This window comes from Photorhabdus bodei, assembly GCF_003287735.1.
GTDB classification, from domain to species: Bacteria; Pseudomonadota; Gammaproteobacteria; order Enterobacterales; family Enterobacteriaceae; genus Photorhabdus; species Photorhabdus kayaii.
Genome location: NZ_NSCM01000046.1, coordinates 16,965 through 36,802, shown reverse-complemented (window position 1 = coordinate 36,802; position 19,838 = coordinate 16,965). Strand labels below are relative to the sequence as shown.

General features: G+C 43.8%; 16 protein-coding genes and 1 pseudogene. 7 read left to right on the top strand and 10 right to left on the bottom strand.

Annotation, left to right across the window (positions count from 1 at the left end):
- Window positions 1-118: pseudogene (locus CKY02_RS19105) on the bottom strand (IS630 family transposase); the annotation flags it as partial.
- Window positions 119-897: 779 nt separating this feature from the next.
- Between CKY02_RS19105 and CKY02_RS26775 the strand changes: the two are divergent.
- Window positions 898-1,026 carry a type II toxin -antitoxin system TacA 1-like antitoxin gene (locus tag CKY02_RS26775; RefSeq protein ID WP_112896517.1) on the top strand — a complete coding sequence of 43 codons (129 nt, stop codon included), beginning with the start codon at window positions 898-900 and terminating at the stop codon, window positions 1,024-1,026.
- Between the two features lie 38 nt (window positions 1,027-1,064).
- Here CKY02_RS26775 and CKY02_RS19095 read toward each other — a convergent pair whose 3' ends face one another.
- Window positions 1,065-1,739 (bottom strand): hypothetical protein, encoded by a 675-nt coding sequence (locus CKY02_RS19095; protein ID WP_146747478.1) that lies wholly within the window; start codon window positions 1,737-1,739, stop codon window positions 1,065-1,067.
- Between the two features lie 31 nt (window positions 1,740-1,770).
- Here CKY02_RS19095 and CKY02_RS24110 point away from each other — a divergent pair, with 31 nt between their 5' ends.
- The 4 genes from CKY02_RS24110 to CKY02_RS19075 all read left to right on the top strand — a co-directional run bounded on the left by CKY02_RS24110 (window position 1,771) and on the right by CKY02_RS19075 (window position 6,088).
- Window positions 1,771-2,370, top strand: a complete 600-nt coding sequence (locus tag CKY02_RS24110) for a hypothetical protein (RefSeq protein ID WP_146747477.1) — start codon at window positions 1,771-1,773, stop codon at window positions 2,368-2,370.
- A gap of 123 nt (window positions 2,371-2,493) precedes the next feature.
- Entirely contained in the window at window positions 2,494-3,036 is a 543-nt protein-coding gene (locus CKY02_RS19085; protein WP_162120606.1) for a GNAT family N-acetyltransferase, read from the top strand.
- A 512-nt stretch (window positions 3,037-3,548) separates the two neighbouring features.
- The gene (locus tag CKY02_RS19080) at window positions 3,549-4,916 is read left to right on the top strand and encodes a pyridoxal-phosphate dependent enzyme (protein ID WP_112896511.1); all 1,368 of its coding nucleotides are present in this window, start codon (window positions 3,549-3,551) and stop codon (window positions 4,914-4,916) included.
- A gap of 17 nt (window positions 4,917-4,933) precedes the next feature.
- Window positions 4,934-6,088, top strand: coding sequence for a trans-sulfuration enzyme family protein (locus tag CKY02_RS19075; protein ID WP_112896510.1), 1,155 nt, complete (start codon window positions 4,934-4,936; stop codon window positions 6,086-6,088).
- 91 nt (window positions 6,089-6,179) lie between these two features.
- Here CKY02_RS19075 and deoD read toward each other — a convergent pair whose 3' ends face one another.
- The 6 genes from deoD to CKY02_RS19050 all read right to left on the bottom strand — a co-directional run bounded on the left by deoD (window position 6,180) and on the right by CKY02_RS19050 (window position 12,338).
- Window positions 6,180-6,896, bottom strand: coding sequence for a purine-nucleoside phosphorylase (deoD, locus tag CKY02_RS19070; RefSeq protein ID WP_112896509.1), 717 nt, complete (start codon window positions 6,894-6,896; stop codon window positions 6,180-6,182).
- 76 nt (window positions 6,897-6,972) lie between these two features.
- The gene (deoB, locus tag CKY02_RS19065) at window positions 6,973-8,196 is read right to left on the bottom strand and encodes a phosphopentomutase (protein ID WP_112896508.1); all 1,224 of its coding nucleotides are present in this window, start codon (window positions 8,194-8,196) and stop codon (window positions 6,973-6,975) included.
- A 14-nt stretch (window positions 8,197-8,210) separates the two neighbouring features.
- The gene (locus CKY02_RS24935; protein ID WP_162120604.1) at window positions 8,211-8,366 is read right to left on the bottom strand and encodes a hypothetical protein; all 156 of its coding nucleotides are present in this window, start codon (window positions 8,364-8,366) and stop codon (window positions 8,211-8,213) included.
- A 25-nt stretch (window positions 8,367-8,391) separates the two neighbouring features.
- Window positions 8,392-9,714, bottom strand: a complete 1,323-nt coding sequence (gene deoA / locus CKY02_RS19060) for a thymidine phosphorylase (RefSeq protein WP_112896507.1) — start codon at window positions 9,712-9,714, stop codon at window positions 8,392-8,394.
- A gap of 74 nt (window positions 9,715-9,788) precedes the next feature.
- On the bottom strand, window positions 9,789-10,568 hold the full coding sequence (gene deoC / locus CKY02_RS19055) for a deoxyribose-phosphate aldolase (RefSeq protein ID WP_112896506.1): 780 nt from the start codon (window positions 10,566-10,568) through the stop codon (window positions 9,789-9,791).
- A gap of 504 nt (window positions 10,569-11,072) precedes the next feature.
- Complete coding sequence (locus tag CKY02_RS19050; protein WP_193493174.1) at window positions 11,073-12,338, bottom strand: NupC/NupG family nucleoside CNT transporter; 1,266 nt, start codon at window positions 12,336-12,338, stop codon at window positions 11,073-11,075.
- Window positions 12,339-12,903: 565 nt separating this feature from the next.
- Here CKY02_RS19050 and CKY02_RS19045 point away from each other — a divergent pair.
- The gene (locus CKY02_RS19045) at window positions 12,904-13,689 is read left to right on the top strand and encodes a phosphohydrolase (protein ID WP_240002092.1); all 786 of its coding nucleotides are present in this window, start codon (window positions 12,904-12,906) and stop codon (window positions 13,687-13,689) included.
- Between the two features lie 14 nt (window positions 13,690-13,703).
- Here CKY02_RS19045 and CKY02_RS19040 read toward each other — a convergent pair whose 3' ends face one another.
- Entirely contained in the window at window positions 13,704-14,477 is a 774-nt protein-coding gene (locus CKY02_RS19040) for a TatD family hydrolase (protein ID WP_112896504.1), read from the bottom strand.
- An 11-nt stretch (window positions 14,478-14,488) separates the two neighbouring features.
- The gene (locus tag CKY02_RS24930) at window positions 14,489-14,626 is read right to left on the bottom strand and encodes a hypothetical protein (RefSeq protein ID WP_162120602.1); all 138 of its coding nucleotides are present in this window, start codon (window positions 14,624-14,626) and stop codon (window positions 14,489-14,491) included.
- 627 nt (window positions 14,627-15,253) lie between these two features.
- Here CKY02_RS24930 and tcaC point away from each other — a divergent pair.
- Complete coding sequence (tcaC, locus tag CKY02_RS19030; protein ID WP_112896502.1) at window positions 15,254-19,711, top strand: insecticidal toxin complex protein TcaC; 4,458 nt, start codon at window positions 15,254-15,256, stop codon at window positions 19,709-19,711.
- Window positions 19,712-19,838: the final 127 nt, after the last annotated feature.

Here is a 19,838-nt window from a genome sequence, read left to right as displayed (position 1 = left end):
TCCAGCCCTCAGAGGCCAGCAGAACCGCTTTTATGCGATCACACTCCCTCTTATCACGACAGGTGTGATGGAGGTGTTCGAGTTCGGCTTTTTGTTCATCGGTAATGAATATTTTCATGACTGGTACAATGATCCTTATTTTGGGAAAAATCAAGCACCTTCAATGATTACTGGTATATCCGCACTCGTATTTTCAAATGATTATGGCCGTAAATAGGCCGTTTTTAGTCCTCTGTACCTTTTAAAAATCTGGCATTAATGGAATACCTGTTTTTACCCCTTAGCTGATTGATCACCGATAAAAAGGATTTTACAATCGCTAGAAAAGATTTAATAAATGGTATTTACGTTTTATAACCCCTATTTATCCTCCCCATTTTCATTAAATTGGCATTCATTTTGCTCGTTTTTCCTTTTCATGCATTTGATTTTTCAGGTTTAAAACCAAAGAAGGTAATAGATCAAATAATGGTATTAAGATCAAAGCACATTTTTTAAATCATTTTTAAAATCCGGTTAATCCTATTAAATGTTTTGAATCAGTTCACGGATGTACAAACACTAATATTTTCAGTACGTTATCTGATAATGGTAAAAATTCTTTTGAAAAGAACTCATTATATTTTTTCCTTAATTAAATGAAGATCACAGAAAACAGAAAAACCATATAAACTATGTGAATAACTGTCATTTTTAAATCTCTCCCCGTTAAATACATACTCACACATTAACTATTATGAAATCAAGATATAATATTTAAATATTCAACCAAGTGTGTTTTAATGGAAAAACAAAATGTAGTAGAAAAAAGTTAAACCTACGTATAAGTTCATAAATTAAAAATGTGGTAAAAACCACAGCATCTGTTTTTAATACCAAACATGACCAGTTTTATTAATACAAATAGTAAGTAAAAAGGCTCAGAAAGTAATTGAAGAAAACTCTAAAATCATCTTATCGCTAGAAGATAATAATCTAATCCTCGATCTATTGAATAATCCTCCACACAAGGTGCCGCCGATGTAATCCTTCCAATTTTTCGGAGAAAATATTTTAATTTACACCTAGTTTTCAATATATATCTTAGCTATTTTCTCAAATAAAGAGCTTTTACTGACTTCCATTAACATTAATATATCATTGGTAAAAGAACGTAGGAAAATAGATGTAATATTTTGTTCCATAGCATTTATCTGTTTACCCTCTTTATCCATCGTCAGAATATTGTAAATTAAGTTCTCTTTTGCAATAGTTTGATTAGGTGAATTGCATGGTGATACAAAATACAATAAGTCATCTCCCCTCGTTTGAAAATAAATATGCTCATACTGGCTATTCTGTTTAGGTGCCAAGTAATAGGGCAAAACTGTTTCAATCAGGTTACATACTCTATTCACTAAATTTTCATCTTCCAAAGCATACTCAATATTATCTATTTTCTGATTACCGATGATCCTGGAAATTCTATCTGAGTGATATCGACTCAGAATAACTTCTTCAACATTATCAAACAAATAAAAAAAATCATTATAAAGTTTTGATATTTTTTTCATAAATTTGCATTTTTCCTCAAGGGCTGCCTGACTCTTTACAAGTGAATGTCCATTGATGAAAATCGTTTTGTTATGAATATTAACATCAACTATTGAAGCCAGTATTTCCTTATTTTTCTTATTTCCCTCTGGAATCCTAATATACACAAGAGTTATCTTTAAATCTGGAAGATCAATATCTTCCATTGCTCTTACTATCAGTATCTCAAGGGTATATATGGCCATCTCATCTTCAATCCCATTAATAAAATTTATAAAATGGAAAAAAGTTGACTTACCTTACATTAAGGATATTGTGAATATAGGAATAAATGAGGCTTTAACATCTACATCATTAGTGATATTGATGTCTATTTTAATAAGGTTTGTATCGACATTAATTTCAAACATAGAATTATCAAAATTATTTGTTTACATGGGGGTTATGAATTACCTATTTGTTACGGGCTTTTCTGCTGTTATTTCATTGGCTTCAAATTACAGAAGTGATGAAAACAATTTTTTAAATATAGCAATAGGTACCAACTTATTTTACCTTATTATCTTTTCAACCTTCTCACCATTAATCAGTTTGATGGTATTCAATACGTTAACAGAAACAATAGATACAATAACTTGTGCATTAGTCATATTCTTTGACTTGATTGCCGTATCTATTATTAACAGAATAAGGAGCAAATCACCAAATTCAAAATCTGTATATCTTAAGGTGATTCCCATTATCACCGTACTTGTGGTCACCTCTACATTGATTAGCCCGACATCATTCGAAATATTATTGACTTTTGTATGCAGTAATATAAATAACGTTTCATAATTCTGCTACACATAGCCTTATTCAACCCATTGTTATACATAGAATTATGGGTGGCATAAGATGTAGCACTATTTTGGAATCTTATTTATTGTATACGCTAATCTCATTAATATGGTACTCGCTATGGAAAAAGAAATCTTTATTTTTAGAGAAGTTAACGTAGAAGACGCAAACAATCTCATTGTTTTTTTTAATGATTTGGATAACACATCGGAATTTATGTTGCTTGAGCCTGAAGAAAGAAAAACAAGTGTTGAAGAACAGACGGATATAATAAAAGGATTCGGAAAAGACAGGCAAATGTTAATATGCGAAGATAGCAAAAACATTGTTGGATTTATTGTTATATCTAGAGGGATGTTTAATAGGAACAGGCATCTGGGTTCTATTGTTATTGGAGTAAAAAAAGAATATAGAAATAAAGGCATAGCAAGAACCCTACTCAACAAAGCGCAAGATTGGTCACGAAAAAATGGAATTAGTAGACTTGAATTAACCGTTGCAATAAAAAACACATTGGCAATAAAGCTGTATTTGTCATCAGGTTTTATTTTTTCTGGCATCAGAACTAGCTCACTATTTATAAATGGTGAACTGACAGATGAATACTATATGACTAAAGGAATATCTGAAACAATAATAGACAGTGTGGCAAACAACCGGTGATTAAGCTAAGATTTTTTGTGGAAGGAACAATATATGGAGAGTATGTGATGATTACGCTATTAAGCATAAAGAAGAAATTAGTCAGAATACGCGTCTTGCCGTGTTATCAATAAGGGCTTTAGGTGAAGAATTCCCGTGTAAATAACATTTTTCAGATCGTCGAGGTACTCCTACATTAGATGAGAGTTAACAGAGTTTTGAAGCAACTCAGACCGTTAACAAACCTCATTGAAAATAGCGGGATTTGTCAACGGTCTGAAAAGTGAACCACTTTATTATTCCAAAAATCATCGTTTTTATTCCGATTAGCTCCTGACAGTAAATTAAATGATTTTATTTACCTCACACTTTAATAAATCAGGAAATCTAAACGTCTATACTTCTTCACATCTAAAATAAAACTAATATATTCCTTTTGGCTATATATGGTTGCTATTCATTCTTTCAAACAAATACATATACAGCGTTATCCTCCATAACTATCTGAATACAACGGATTATCTGGATATGATATGACCACATCACGCTCTGTTCTCGATATGATTGGCAATACCCCGTTGCTGGAGTTAACGCATCTGAATACCGGTCAATGTCAATTATTTATTAAGCTGGAGAATCAAAATCCCGGTGGCTCTATTAAAGATCGCGTTGCTCTTTCCATGATCGAGCAGGCGGAAGAACAGGGGCTACTTCAATCTGGTGGGACGATTATCGAAGCCACTGCCGGTAATACCGGCATCGGATTGGCGCTAGTCGCCGCTTTGAAAGGCTATAAATTGATTCTGGTTGTTCCAGATAAGATGAGCCGAGAGAAGGTGTTTCATCTGCGTGCACTAGGTACCGATGTACGTCTTACTCGTTCTGATGTCAGCAAAGGTCATCCAGAGTACTATCAAGATTATGCCCTACGTCTGGCGCAAGAGATCCCCGGCGCTTATTACATCGATCAGTTCAATAATCCGGCTAACTCGGCAGCACACACTACCACTACCGGACCGGAAATCTGGCAGCAAATGGACCACAATGTCGATGCAGTGGTGATTGGCGTCGGGTCCGGTGGCACGCTTGGCGGCTTGAGCCACTATTTCGCTCAAGTTTCGCCGGAAACTGAGTTTGTTCTGGCAGATCCAAATGGTTCTATCTTGGTGGACTATATCGAACACGGCAAATATGGTGAGGCCGGGAGTTGGCAAGTGGAAGGTATTGGCGAAGATTTTGTCCCTCCTCTGGGCAATTTTAGTCGAGTGCACCACGCATATCGTGTCAGTGATGCAGAAGCTTTCTCCAGTGCCCGTGATCTGTTGCTAAAGGAAGGTGTGCTGGCGGGTTCTTCCAGCGGAACCTTACTCGCCGCCGCACTGCGCTATTGCCGAGCGCAAACCACTCCAAAACGTGTGGTTACGTTAGCGTGTGACAGCGGAAACAAGTATCTGTCAAAAATGTTTAACGATTATTGGATGCTAGAACAGGGGTTCCAATCGCGTGTGCTACAGCATGATCTCAGCGATTATATTACTTACCGCTATCAGGATGGCGCTACGGTTTTTATATCGCCAGAAGATACGTTGAAAACCGCGCATACCCGCATGCGATTATATGAAATTTCGCAATTACCGGTGCTGAAAGGAGAACAAGTCGTTGGCATTATCGATGAGTGGGATTTGATGCACACCGTGCAGGCTGATCCACGCAATTTTAGCCTGCCCGTTAGCCACGCCATGACTCATCAGGTGATAACGCTGGATAAAAACGCTTCTTTGCAACAATTGATGGCAACTTTCGACGCCGGACATGTGGCGTTGATTGTCGATAATGACCATTTTCTTGGGCTGGTAACTCGCACAGATGTGCTGAACGCATGGCGTCAGCAACTTAATTGATTTTTAGGAATGACTTTATGACCAAGTTCGATACTAAAACTGTTCACGCCGGCTATACACCGGATCACACTGGCGCGGTAATGCCGGCAATTTATGCCACTTCGACTTACGCCCAATCCGCCCCCGGCCAACACTCGGGTTATGAATATTCCCGCAGTGGCAATCCGACACGTGATGCTCTGGAAAGCGCGATAGCCGAACTGGAAAACGGTAGCCGAGGCTACGCTTTTAGTTCAGGGCTGGCTGCCAGTTCCACGGTGCTAGAACTCTTGGATAAGGATAGCCATTTGGTGGCAGTCGATGATCTGTACGGCGGCACCTATCGGCTACTCGAAAAAGTGCGTAGCCGCACCGCCGGTTTGCGTGTCACTTACGTGGAAGCCAATGACATTACCGGCCTTGAAGCAGCTATTCGTCCCGACACAAAAATGATTTGGGTGGAGACACCCACCAATCCGTTACTGAAATTGGCTGATCTGGCGGCTATCGCACAAATAGCGCAACGGCACGGTATTATTAGTGTGGCAGATAACACTTTCGCCTCACCATATCTCCAGCGCCCACTTGATTTGGGATTTGATATCGTCGTGCACTCCGCTACTAAATATTTAAACGGCCACTCTGATGTGATCGCCGGGCTGGCAGTTGTCGGAAAAAATGCAGAACTAGCAGAAAAACTTGGTTTTCTGCAAAACTCTATAGGTGGTGTACTCGATCCATTTAGTAGTTTCCTGGTGCTGCGCGGAATGCGGACACTTGCCCTGCGTATGCAACGCCACATTGACAGTGCATCAAAGATCGCACATTGGCTGGAGCAACAGCCTCAGATCGAAACCGTCTTCTATCCCGGCCTCGCCTCCCACCCACAGCATGAATTGGCGAAACGTCAAATGAATGGTTTTGGCGGTATGATTTCTGTTCACTTAAAAGGTGATGATGATTATGCCCGCCGGTTAATTCAAGAGCTAAAACTATTTACATTGGCAGAAAGTCTGGGCGGGGTGGAGAGTCTGATCAGCCAACCATTTAGTATGACTCACGCGTCCATTCCATTAGAAAAACGCCTTGCTTCTGGGATCACACCACAGTTGGTACGTATTTCTGTGGGTATAGAGGATGCAGAGGATCTCATCGCTGATTTAGCTCAGGCGTTGGAAAAATCAGCTCAATAAAAGAGCAATGCCAGCCAATTTTTTTAACTGGCTGGCATTTAAATAAAAAGCGGCTCTTTTTATGCAATCAACAGCAAATGTAGAACCAGAATTATTTATCACCCAACAGAACGGATTCCAGGGCGATTTCAATCATTTCATTAAAAGTCGTCTGGCGTTCTTCGGCGGTCAGTTTTTCATGAGTACGGATGTGGTCAGAAACGGTACAGATAGTCAGTGCTTTTGCGCCATATTCAGCCGCGACACCGTAAAAACCCGCAGCTTCCATTTCTACGCCCAGAATGCCATATTGTTCCATTACATCGAACAGTTGTGGATCAGGGGTATAGAACAGCTCCACCGAGAAGATGTTACCTACACGCACATTGATGTTTTTTGCTTTAGCCGCATCAACAGCGTTACGGACCAGATCGAAATCAGCAATTGCCGCAAAATCGTGATCTTTAAAACGTATACGGTTAACTTTGGAATCAGTACATGCCCCCATGCCAATAATTACGTCACGCAATTGAACATCTTGACGTACTGAACCACAGGAACCGACACGGATAAGGACTTTAGCACCAAAATCAGTGATCAGCTCTTTCGCATAGATAGAGCAGGATGGGATACCCATACCATGGCCCATCACAGAAATCGGGCGGCCTTTATAAGTACCGGTAAACCCCAACATACCGCGTACATCGTTTACCTGCCGCGCATTTTCCAGAAAAGTTTCAGCAATATATTTCGCACGTAATGGATCGCCAGGCATCAGAACAACGTCTGCAAAATCACCCATCTCAGCATTAATATGAGGCGTGGCCATAATTAAATTCCTTATTTTTTTATTTAATGGTTATTTTAGTCATACATGGCTGCCCAAAAGCAGCCAGTAAGTAGGTTCAGAGCATTGATTTGCCATATTCCATTGGCGACAGTTCAAAATATTCAGCGACTGTCTGTCCAATATCAGCAAAAGTTTCACGATGCCCCAATGAACCAGGTTGTACTTTTGGTCCATAAATCAGCACCGGAATGTGCTCACGAGTGTGGTCAGTACCAGACCACGTTGGGTCACAACCGTGGTCGGCGGTCAGGATTAAAATGTCATCATCTTTCACCCGTTTCAGCATTTCAGGCAGACGACGGTCAAACAGTTCCAATGCCGCCGCATAACCCGGAACATCACGACGATGACCATAAGAAGAGTCGAAATCGACAAAGTTAGTGAATACGATGGTGTTGTCACCCGCTTTTTCCATTTCCACCAGCGTTGCATCAAACAGTGCATCAATGCCGGTCGCTTTTACTTTTTGCGTAATGCCGACATTCGCATAGATGTCGGCAATTTTACCGATAGAAACAACTTCGCCATTTTTCTCATCGACTAATTTTTTCAGCATGGTAGGAGCAGGCGGCTCTACAGCTAAGTCATGACGATTACCGGTACGCTGGAAATTACCCGCCTTGTCTCCAACAAATGGGCGCGCAATAACCCGGCCAATGTTGTAACCGCCATCAGTCAACTCTTCACGGGCGATTTCACACAGTTCATACAGGCGATCTAAACCGAAAGTCTCTTCATGGCAAGCAATCTGGAATACCGAGTCAGCAGAGGTATAGAAAATCGGTTTACCCGTTTTCATATGTTCTTCACCCAACTTATCCAGAATAACCGTACCAGAAGAGTGGCAGTTACCGAGATAACCTGGCAGATTTGCGCGTTCTACCAGTTTATCCAACAATGCCTGCGGAAAGCTGTTCTCTTCATCTTTGAAGTAACCCCAGTCAAACAGCACCGGGACACCGGCAATTTCCCAGTGACCTGACGGTGTATCTTTACCGGAAGAGAGTTCACTGGCGTAAGCGTAAGCACCCATAATGTCCGCGTCTTTATCCAAACCGACAGGGAAAGTTCCACAGGACTCCTCAGTCGCTTTCCCCAAGCCTAAACGGCTTAAGTTCGGCAAATACAGAGGCCCTTTGCGACCGACATCAGCATCACCACGGGCACACGCTTCGGCAATGTGCCCCAAGGTGTTAGATCCTTTATCACCAAATTTTTCGGCATCTTCACTGGCACCAATGCCAAAAGAATCCAATACCATGATGAATGTTCGTTTCATAATTTTCTCCTGCGTCAAATCACGCTATATCCGTTATCTTTCAAGTTGCCTCTTTGTTGGCTGCACTCGCTCACCCCGGTCACATAGTTACCTATGCTCCCGGGGATTCGCTCCCTTGCCGTCGCGATGCATCTTGAAATCCATAGGGTATAACAATGCGAAAATGCCACCATTATCTAATAATAAGTATGGTTATTATTCGCCAATTTGGCGATAAACCATCGGTGAGGCTGGTTTGGCTTCTGTACCCAGAACGATAGCTTTACGTACTGCCTCTGCCGCTTCCTGCCATTCATTCTCATTGTTGGCATGAATAATAGCTAAGGGTGTACCTACATTAACTTCTGAGCCCAGAGCAACGATATTGCTCAGCCCCACACTATAATCAATGCGATCTATTGCCTTACGGCGCCCTCCCCCAAGGGAAACTACAGACATCCCTATAGCACGGGTATCCATATGCGTAATAAATCCATGCTGTTCAGCCAATATGGGTTTGCTGAAAGCAGCAGTTGGCAAGTAACTGTCATAACGCTCAACAAAATCCGTCGGACCTTGTTGTGCAGCGACCATGCGACCAAAAATTTCGGCTGCTTTACCGTTATCTAAGACAGACTGGAGTCTATTGCGTGCATCTTCACGGTCTGTTGCCAAATGGCCGGATACCAGCATTTCAACACACAGTGCCATTGTAACTTCGAGTAAACGTGGATTGCGCTTTTCCCCCGTCAGAAAGCGAACAGCTTCACGAACTTCAAGCGCATTACCCGCACTGGATGCCAGAACCTGATTCATATCCGTCAACAACGCGGTAGTTTTACAACCCACGCCATTAGCCACGCTAACAATCGATTCCGCCAGTTGCTGCGACGCTTCATACGTTGACATAAACGCACCAGAACCCACTTTGACATCCATTACCAGTGCGTCCAAACCCTCAGCCAGTTTTTTGCCAAGGATAGAGGCGGTAATCAAGGGAATAGAATCCACCGTCGCGGTAATATCACGAGTTGCATAGAAGCGTTTGTCTGCCGGTGCCAGCGAATGGGTCTGACCGATAATCGCCACACCAACATCCTGAATAATGTCACGAAAACGCCGCTCATCAGGAAAAATATCTAACCCCGGAATCGCTTCCAGCTTGTCCAGCGTCCCGCCGGCATGACCTAAACCACGGCCGGAAATCATCGGCACATAACCACCACAGGCCGCCACCATCGGACCAAGCATTAGCGAAGTCACATCACCAACCCCACCGGTTGAATGCTTATCCACAATCGGGCCGTTCAAATTCAGGCTTTGCCAATTCAACACTGTCCCGGAGTCACGCATAGCCAACGTCAGGGCGACACGTTCTTCCATCACCATGTCCTGGAAGTGGATAGCCATCGCCAGCGCAGCAATTTGTCCCTCGGAAACGGTATTGTCACGCACGCCATTAACGAAGAAGCGGATCTCTTCTTCATTCAGTGGATGCCCATCACGCTTTTTACGGATAATTTCCTGTGTCAGAAACAAAGCATTCTCCTAATCATGATTAAAATCGGCAAAGATTCAGTGGCTACCGTACTGATTGATGCGGTACTCGATTATCAATAATTGCTGCTTTGCTCTTGATTCTGATGCCCCAGAGTGCTTAGCAAACTGCCCAACAAGCTGGAAGCTCCAAAACGAAAATGACGGGCATCAGCCCATTTGTCACCCATGATATGATCAGCTAATGCCAGATATTGCTCAGCCTCTTCAGCGGTACGCACGCCACCAGCCGGTTTGAAACCAACCGTTTCACCCACGCCCATCTCATGAATCACCTTCATCATGATTTCAGCACTTGCCAGTGTGGCATTAACCGGCACTTTACCCGTAGACGTTTTGATAAAATCAGCACCGGCGTTGATTGAAATTTCAGATGCCTTACGAATCAGAGATGCCTCTTTCAGTTCACCGGTTTCAATAATAACTTTTAGCAGCACATCCACTTCTGCACAGGCGGCTTTACACGCTTTTACCATATCAAAACCGACTTGTTCATTACCGGCCATCAATGCCCGATACGGAAAAACCACGTCAACCTCATCAGCGCCATAAGCAATGGCTGCACGGGTTTCAGCTAAAGCGATGTCAATATCATCATTACCGTGTGGGAAGTTTGTCACTGTTGCAATACGGATTTCAGGCGTGCCCTGTTCACGTAACACTTTACGCGCCAGAGGAATAAAACGAGGGTAGATACAGATAGCCGCGGTATTACCTGCCGAGCTTTTCGCCAGATGACAAAGTGCCGTCACTTTTTCATCTGTATCATTATCATTGAGTGTCGTTAAATCCATCAAACTCAGCGCACGTTGCGCTGCTGCGGTTAAATCGGTCATAAAACTCTCCAACGTTATTATCGCGGCTAGCTTCTGCTAGAGCCACACATGCTGTTAAACGATTGTTTGTTGGCGAGCGGGCTTGATCCTTAAAGATGCCGCGATGATATGCCTACAGCGACAATTGAATTCCTTTTCACCGCACTATGCTCTCTTCGGCTTATGGTCCTTAATGCGAGCCACGCCTTGATCCTTGAAATTTGGCATATCTTATATTTGAACATTTCAACGTTCAAAAAATTGTGCCAAAAATCACACTAATTACATGTAATTTGCAAGACAATAATTTCAAACGTGATTTTTATCACATAAAACTATATTTATCATAGGATTTACCAGTAAATCCAACTTGCTTATCACCAAATAATACACGACAAAAAATATAACTCACGTCTAGTAAACAAGAAGTATGGAAGACGCTGCTTTTTCACCACGAATTAAAGATAAACCGGTAGGAAAATAGATTGCAGGCGGGATTATCCCACCTGCCTAATTTCAACAACGTTACAGAGCCAGGAAGAAGCCTGCGATAGTTGCACTCATTAAGTTGGATAGTGTGCCCGCGATAATGGCTTTCATCCCCAAACGAGCAACATCTCCGCGGCGGTTCGGTGCCATACCGCCCAGACCACCTAGCAGGATAGCAACGGAAGAAAGGTTAGCGAAACCACACAATGCGAAGGAGATAATTGCTTTAGTATGATCTGACAGAACCTGCAAGCCAGCAGCCGCAACCACATCATCTGGTTTCAAATAGGCACCGAAGTTCATAAAGGCAACAAATTCGTTCACAACTATTTTTTGACCGATGAAAGAACCTGCTACCGTTGCTTCATTCCACGGAATACCAATCAGGTAAGCAATTGGCGCGAAGACCCAACCCAACACCAGTTCAAGAGAAAGTTGTGGATAATTAAACCAACCACCGATTCCACCGAGAATACCGTTTAACAATGCAATAAGGGCAACAAACGCCAATAACATCGCACCGACGTTCAACGCTAATTGCATACCAGAAGCAGCACCAGAGGCGGCTGCATCAATAATGTTAGCAGGACGTTCCTCTTCAGCGACCAGTGACATCGCATCAACAGTATCGCGTGGCTTTTCAGTTTCAGGCACCATCAATTTCGCGAATAAAAGGCCACCTGGTGCCGCCATAAAGGAAGCCGCAATCAGATATTCCAAAGGTACGCCCATTGATGCATAACCGGCCAGTACCGAACCTGCAACGGATGCCAGACCACCGCACATAACCGCAAACAGTTCAGATTGGGTCATAGTCGCAATATAAGGGCGAACAACCAGTGGTGCCTCAGTTTGACCCACGAAAATATTCGCTGTCGCAGACAAAGATTCCGTACGTGAAGTTCCGAGAATCTTTTGCAGACCACCACCCAATACTTTGATAACTAGCTGCATAACACCAATGTAGTACAACACAGCAATCAATGAAGAGAAGAAAACAATAATAGGCAGTACACGCAGGGCGAAAACAAATCCCCCGCCCCCAAACAGTTCAAACATTTTGGGGGAAACTAATCCACCAAAAATAAAATCCATTCCTTGTTGACCAAACTGGATAACACTAGAAACTCCCTCAGACATACCCATTAATATTTTCTTACCTGCGGGAACATAAAGTACAAAAGCACCGATAACGATCTGAATCAAAAAGGCACCAAGGACAGTACGAAGTTTAATAGCGCGATAATTACTGGAAAAGAGTACTGCGATCAAGATCAGCACTACCATCCCGACCAGGCTCATAAAGAGTTGCATTGGAAGAATCCCTGTTCACTTAATAATAAATTAAATATGTCAGTTGAACGTAAATCGTTCACTGACGCTGAGTCGGCGCTGATTATACTCAGTCATCGGAATGAACAAGCTATTGACATCACAAATATCTACTGAAAAAAGCAATAAAAAAATGATAAATGTGATGTAAATCACACAAATTTGCAGAAATAATCTTCAATAGATCATCTAATCTCGGAATGGCAAAATAATCAACAATTAAGAAATAATTATCAGGTAAGCGTAATTAAACTCACTCCGGTCACATCGTTATCTGTGCTCCCGGGGATTCGCTCCATTGTGTCGCGATCCATCTTGAAATCCATAAGGTATAACAGTTTATTTTCGAATAATAATTAAACAATCGGATAAGAATAATTAACTCTATAATATCCGGCCTACAACGGTTAATAAACTTCCATTAACACCTTAAATACTAATATTTAGTTATTTTTCTTCTATATAAAATGGACAAGCATTATTATGCTCAGAGTCAAGACAGAAGACCTATTATACCCTTAAGTAAGTGAAAATAATGAAAGCCAATATTCTAGAAGAGTGCTTGAGAGCGTTTTTAAAACATCGACTCGCAAACTCTAATGATAATGCTCATGATATTGGGCATCTGATCCGTGTTGCAAATAATGCGAAAAGAATCATGGAGAAAGAAGGAGGTGAGCCTTTAGTTATCATTGCCTCAAGTTACTTACATGACATCGTGTCATTACCAAAGAATCATCCAGAAAAAAAACAGTCCTCAAAACTTGCAGCACAGGAAGCTGTAAAAATTCTATCTATTGAATTTCCAGAGTTCCCAAAAGAACTTTATGATGCGGTAAAACACGCAATTATAACCCACAGCTATAGCGCAGCCTTACCCCCAGAAACAATAGAAGCTAAAATACTCCAAGACGCAGACCGATTGGATGCATTAGGAGCCATTGGACTCGCCAGAGTATTTTATATAGCAGGTATGCTCGGTCAGGGACTTTTTCACCATGATGATCCCTTTGCACTTAATCGCCCCTTGGATGACAAATCCTATGCAATCGATCACTTTCAGACAAAGTTATTTAAACTGCCCGAAAAAATGAATACCACAGAGGGTAAGAAGATCGCACAATTGAATGCCCAATATTTGGTGGACTTTTTGAGCAAACTATCGAGCGAAATTAAAGGTGATTTAATTGACACGGATGAATTTATAAAGGATTTTTCAACGAAAATTAATTGCAAATATTATACCCTTAGAGCTTTGCATCTTAATCCATCATCGATTTATCCAGTTTCAGTTAACTGCATCTTTGCCAATAGTAGTTAAAATCACTCTGTAAATCATATAGCTAATCCAAATAACTCAATACTGTTATGATAAAGTTGGTTAGCAATCTCATCTGGAGCTTCGCGACGAAGCTCACATAACGAAGCAAACACTCCGGCAATTTTTTCCGGCCGGTTAGGTTCTCCCTGAAAACCGAAAAGTGGCATATCCGGAGCATCGGTTTCCAGCACCAGAGACGTTAACGGGAGTTCAGCCATTACGCGACGTGTTTTCTGCGCTCTTTCATAAGTAATGGTTCCCCCTACCCCAAGGTAATATCCCAAACCGATAAAAGCCTCCGCCTGCGATAAGCTACCCGCAAATCCGTGTACTACACCGGTACGGGGAAGGTTGATTCTTCTTAGGATCGCTGCCAGTTGATCATGGCTTTTTCGGGAATGAAGGATAACCGGTAATTCATACTGTTTTGCTAACCGTAATTGAGTGCCCAATAACACTTTCTGTTTTTCAAATTGGGGTTCAGTCATATAGAGATCGAGCCCAATCTCCCCAACCGCCACCAACTTTTCGTGTTTCTGTTTTAGAAATTGTTCCAGATCCGCAAGATGCGCTTCCTGATGTTGATCGATATAAAGAGGATGCAAACCCAATGCAGCATAAATCTCAGGATAAGAACAAGCCAATTCAGATACCTGTTGCAAATTTGCGCTACTAATAGCGGGGACAATAATTCTACCCACGCCAACCTGTGCCGCCCGTTGCAAGCTCTGCTGTTCATCATCACGAAACGGAGGGAAATCAAAATGGCAGTGGGTATCAATGAACATGAAGCTATCCGTTATTTATCTGTTCTGACGATAGAAAAATTGAAAGCATACTGAATATCAATACCATTTTTGACGAAAGTTGTGTAGATACCTATGCCGATAGGACGAGGAGCCGTCACCCGGCAAAAGACCAGAAATGCCCCGATCAATTCAAGTCTGATTATTTTCAGGCTGAAACTGTTACGGGGTTTCTTTACCACTATGATTAAATTAATTTTTTATTCCTACATTAATAAAAATTAAGCTTAACATAATAAGCTTTCACGCTATAAAGTCATGCCTCCATCAGTTAACAACTCTTACCAAATAGTGAAAATGATTCTAAATACCTAAGATAGATGATGAACTAACCCATCATCATAAATTATTTTTCATTTTTATAACACTTTTGCTATCAGCACCTTGGATGAAATTTCTCATACTGGTCGTTTTGTTTATCTTTGTATTACCTGAATTGAACCAGCAATAAACAAACAGAAACAAAAGGAATATTTATGAATTGTTACACCAAGAAAGCTAGCTCGATTTTCGAAACTAACCTTCCAAGATGTTCTAATTCTAAGCCATGTAATGGTGACTGTTATGCAAAGTAAAATATCATTTTTATCAGGTATATCTGAACAGCCCCTGCTTGACGCTGGTTATCAAAACGCGCTAGTTGCCAATCTGAGTGACATCATTGTGCATCTGAATTACATCATTCGAGACGCATAAATTTTTTTTCTTTGTCGATCACAGGTCCCTCCCTATTAGGGGCCTGTTGTAAGGAGTACTTTATGCAGGATTCACCAGAAGTATCGATTACAACGCTATCACTTCCCAAAGGTGGCGGTGCTATCAATGGCATGGGAGAAGCGCTAAGTGCTGCCGGCCCTGATGGAATGGCCACTCTATCTCTGCCGTTGCCCCTTTCGACCGGCAGAGGAACTGCGCCTGGATTATCGCTGATTTACAGCAGCAGTGCAGGTAACGGGCCTTTCGGTATCGGCTGGCAATGTGGCGTCATGACTATTAGCCGACGCACCCAACATGGCATTCCACAATACGGTAATGACGACACGTTCTTATCCTCACAAGGCGAAGTCATGAATATTGCCATGAATGACCAAGGGCAGCCAGATATCCGTCAAGACGTTAAGACGCTGCAAGGCGTGACCTTGCCAATCTCCTATACCGTGACCCGCTATCAAGCCCGCCAGATCGTGGATTTCAGTAAAATCGAATACTGGCAACCTGCCTCCGGTCAAGAAGGACGCGCTTTTTGGTTGATATCGTCATCGGACGGCCAACTGCACATCTTAGGGAAAACCGCACAGGCTTGTCTGGCAAATCCGCAAAATGATCAACAAATCGCCCAGTGGTTGCTGGAAGAAACCGTGACACCAACCGGTGAACATGTCAGCTATCAATACCGGGCCGAAGATGAAGCCCATTGTGACGACAATGAAAAAACCGCTCATCCCAATGCAACCGCACAGCGCTATCTGGTACAGGTGAACTACGGTAACATCAAACCACAAGCCAGCCTGTTCGTACTGGATAACACACTTCCGACACCGGAAAAGTGGCTGTTTCATCTGGTCTTTGACCACGGTGAACGCGATACTTCACTTCATGCCGTGCCGAAATGGGATGCAGGTACAGCACAATGGCCTGTACGCCGGGATATCTTCTCTCGCTATGAATACGGTTTTGAAGTGCGTACTCGCCGCTTATGTCAACAAGTACTGATGTTTCACCGTACCGCGCTAATGGCCGGAGAAGCCGGTACCAATGACGCCCCGGAACTGGTTGGACGCCTAATACTGGATTACGATAGAGATGCCAGCGTCACTACATTGATTGCCGCCCGCCAATTGAGTCACGAACCGGACGGCAGCCCAATCACTCTGCCACCATTAGAGTTGGCCTGGCAGCGGTTCGACCTAGAGAAGATGCCAACATGGCAACGCTTTGATGCATTAGATAATTTTAACTCGCAGCAACGTTATCAATTGGTTGATCTGCGGGGAGAAGGGTTGCCGGGTATGCTGTACCAAGAGCGCGGCGCTTGGTGGTATAAAGCGCCGCAACGTCAGGAAGACGGAGACAGTAATGCCATCACTTACGGCAAAATCGCCCCACTGCCTACCCTACCCAGTTTGCAGGATAATGCCTCATTGATGGATATCAACGGAGACGGCCAACTGGATTGGGTAGTCACCGCCTCCGGTATTCGCGGATACCATAGCCAGCAACCCGATGGAAAATGGACGCACTTTACGCCAATCAACGCCTTGCCAGTGGAATATTTTCATCCAAGCGTCCAATTCGCTGACCTTACCGGGGCAGGCTTATCCGATTTAGTGTTAATCGGGCCGAAAAGCGTGCGTCTGTACGCCAACCAGCGAAACGGCTGGCGTAAAGGACAAGATGTCCCCCAATCCACAGGTATCACTCTGCCCGTTACTGGAACCGACGCCCGCAAACTGGTGGCTTTCAGCGATATGCTCGGTTCCGGTCAACAACATCTGGTGGAAATTAGAGCTAATCGTGTTACCTGTTGGCCGAATCTGGGACATGGCCGTTTCGGTCAACCACTGACCCTGCCAGGATTTAGCCAGCCCGAAACTAGCTTCAATCCCGAACGGCTGTTTTTGGCGGATATCGACGGCTCCGGCACCACTGACATTATCTATGCGCAATCCGGCTCTTTGCTCATTTATCTCAACCAAAGTGGTAATCAATTTGATGCCCCGCTGACGTTAGCTTTGCCAGAAGGCGTACAATTCGACAACACTTGCCAACTCCAAGTCGCCGATATTCAAGGGCTGGGGATAGCCAGTCTGATCCTGACAGTGCCACATATGGCGCCACATCACTGGCGTTGTGATTTGTCGCTAACCAAACCTTGGTTGCTAAATGTGATGAACAATAACCGGGGTGCACATCATACTCTACATTATCGTAGCTCCGCGCAATTCTGGTTGGATGAGAAATTACAACTCACCAAAGCAGGCAAATCCCCGGCTTGTTACCTGCCGTTTCCAATGCATCTGCTGTGGCATACCGAAATTCAGGACGAAATCAGCGGTAACCGGCTTACGAGTGAAGTCAGCTACAGCCACGGTGTCTGGGATGGTAAAGAGCGAGAATTCAGAGGATTTGGTTGTATCAAACAGACAGATACCACAACATTTTCTCACGGCACCGCCCCCGAACAAGCCGCACCGTCATTGAGCATTAGCTGGTTTGCCACCGGGATAGATAAAGTAGACAGCCAATTAGCCACGGAATATTGGCAGGCAGATACTCAGGCTTATAGCGGATTTGAAACCCGTTATACCATCTGGGACAACACTAACCAGACAGATCAAGCATTCACCCCCAATGAGACACAACGTAACTGGCTAACGCGGGCACTTAAAGGCCAACTGCTACGCACCGAGCTCTACGGTCTGGACGGAACGGACAGTCAAACGGTGCCTTATACCGTCAGTGAATCACGCTATCAGGTACGCTCTATTCCCGTAGAGAAAGAAACCGAATTATCTGCCTGGGTGACTGCCATTGAAAATCGCAGCTACCACTATGAACGTATCATCAGTGATCCACAGCTCAGCCAGAGTATCCGACTGCAACACGATATCTTTGGTCAATCACTGCAAAGTGTCGATATTGCCTGGCCACGCCGCGAAAAACCGGCAGAAAACCCCTACCCGCCAACCCTGCCGGAAACACTATTCGACAGTAGCTATGATGATCAGCAACAACAATTACGTCTGGTGAGGCAAAAAAATAGCTGGCATCACCTGACTGACGGAGAAAACTGGCGATTAGGTTTACCAAATGCACAACGCCGTGATGTTTATACTTATGACCGGACCAAAATTCCGGCCGAAGGGATCTCTCTTGAAGTCTTGCTGAAAGCCGATGGCCTGCTAGCAGATGAAAAAGCGGCCGTTTATCTGGGGCAACAACAGACGTTTTACACCGCCGGTCAAGCGGAAGTCACTCTAGAAAAGCCCACGTTACAAGCACTGGTCGCGTTCCAAGAAACCGCCATGATGGACGATGCCTCATTACAGGCGTATGAGGGCGTGATTGAAGAACAGGCGTTGCATACCACACTGATACAAGCCGGTTATCAGCAAGTCGCGCGGTTATTTAATACTGGATCAGAAAGCCCGGTATGGGTGGCACGGCAAGGCTATACCGATTACGGTGATGCCACACAGTTCTGGCGGCCTCAAACTCAGCGTAACTCGTTGCTGACAGGGAAAACCACACTGACCTGGGATACCCATCGTTGTGTAATAATTCAGACTCAGGATGCCGCTGGATTAACGACGCAAGCCCATTACGATTATCGTTTTCTTACGCCAGTACAACTGACAGATATTAATGATAATCAACATATTGTGACATTAGATGCACTAGGTCGCGTGACCACCAGCCGGTTCTGGGGTACAGAGGCCGGGCAGGCCACAGGCTACTCCAAACAGCCCTTTACACCACCGGACTCCGTAGATAAAGCGCTAGCGTTAACAGGAGTACTCCCCGTTGCCCAATGTTTAGTCTATGCCGTTGATAGCTGGATGCCGCTGTTATCTTTGTCTCAGCTTTCTCAGTCACCAGAAGAAGCAGAAGCGCTATGGGCGCAACTGCGTGCCGCTCATATGGTTACCGAAGATGGGAAAGTGTGTGCGCTAGGCGGGAAACGGGGAATAGTCCATCAGAACCTAACGATTCAACTCATCTCGCTATTGGCAAGTATTCCCCGTTTACCTCCACATGTACTGGGGATCACCACTGACCGCTACGATAACGATCCGCAACAGCAGCACCAACAGATGGTGAGTTTTAGTGACGGTTTTGGCCGGTTACTCCAGAGTTCAGCCCGTCATGAGCCCGGTGATGCCTGGCAACGTAAAGAGGACGGTGGGCTGGTTGTGGATGCAAATGGCGTTCTGGTCAGTGCCACTACAGACACCCGATGGGCTGTTTCTGGCCGCACAGAATACGACGACAAAGGCCAACCTGTGCGTACCTATCAACCCTATTTTCTGAATGACTGGCGCTATGTTAGTGATGACAGCGCACGAGATGATCTGTTTGCCGATACCCATCTTTATGATCCATTGGGACGGGAATACAAGGTCATCACCGCTAAGAAATATTTGCGAGAGAAACTGTACACCCCATGGTTTATCGTCAGTGAGGATGAAAACGATACAGCATCAAGAAACCCATAATTTTACCCGTTGCCCCGCGGTACATTGCGGGGCAGTATCTATCAACTTTGAAAATTTAGCATTTCCGATAAGTTCCACCATTTTAATAATGCGGGTCGCCTTTAAAGGAAATCCACATACTCGCAGA

Bases quoted from the DNA above. Each gene is read 5' to 3' on its own strand.
- CKY02_RS19095 (WP_146747478.1), bottom strand. From the start codon at position 1,739: ATGGAAGATATTGATCTTCCAGATTTAAAGATAACTCTTGTGTATATT.
- CKY02_RS24110 (WP_146747477.1), top strand. From the start codon at position 1,771: ATGGCCATCTCATCTTCAATCCCATTAATAAAATTTATAAAATGGAAA.
- CKY02_RS19085 (WP_162120606.1), top strand. From the start codon at position 2,494: ATGGAAAAAGAAATCTTTATTTTTAGAGAAGTTAACGTAGAAGACGCA.
- CKY02_RS19080 (WP_112896511.1), top strand. From the start codon at position 3,549: ATGACCACATCACGCTCTGTTCTCGATATGATTGGCAATACCCCGTTG.
- CKY02_RS19075 (WP_112896510.1), top strand. From the start codon at position 4,934: ATGACCAAGTTCGATACTAAAACTGTTCACGCCGGCTATACACCGGAT.
- deoD (WP_112896509.1), bottom strand. From the start codon at position 6,896: ATGGCCACGCCTCATATTAATGCTGAGATGGGTGATTTTGCAGACGTT.
- deoB (WP_112896508.1), bottom strand. From the start codon at position 8,196: ATGAAACGAACATTCATCATGGTATTGGATTCTTTTGGCATTGGTGCC.
- deoC (WP_112896506.1), bottom strand. From the start codon at position 10,568: ATGACCGATTTAACCGCAGCAGCGCAACGTGCGCTGAGTTTGATGGAT.
- CKY02_RS19050 (WP_193493174.1), bottom strand. From the start codon at position 12,338: ATGAGCCTGGTCGGGATGGTAGTGCTGATCTTGATCGCAGTACTCTTT.
- CKY02_RS19045 (WP_240002092.1), top strand. From the start codon at position 12,904: ATGAAAGCCAATATTCTAGAAGAGTGCTTGAGAGCGTTTTTAAAACAT.
- CKY02_RS19040 (WP_112896504.1), bottom strand. From the start codon at position 14,477: ATGTTCATTGATACCCACTGCCATTTTGATTTCCCTCCGTTTCGTGAT.
- tcaC (WP_112896502.1), top strand. From the start codon at position 15,254: ATGCAGGATTCACCAGAAGTATCGATTACAACGCTATCACTTCCCAAA.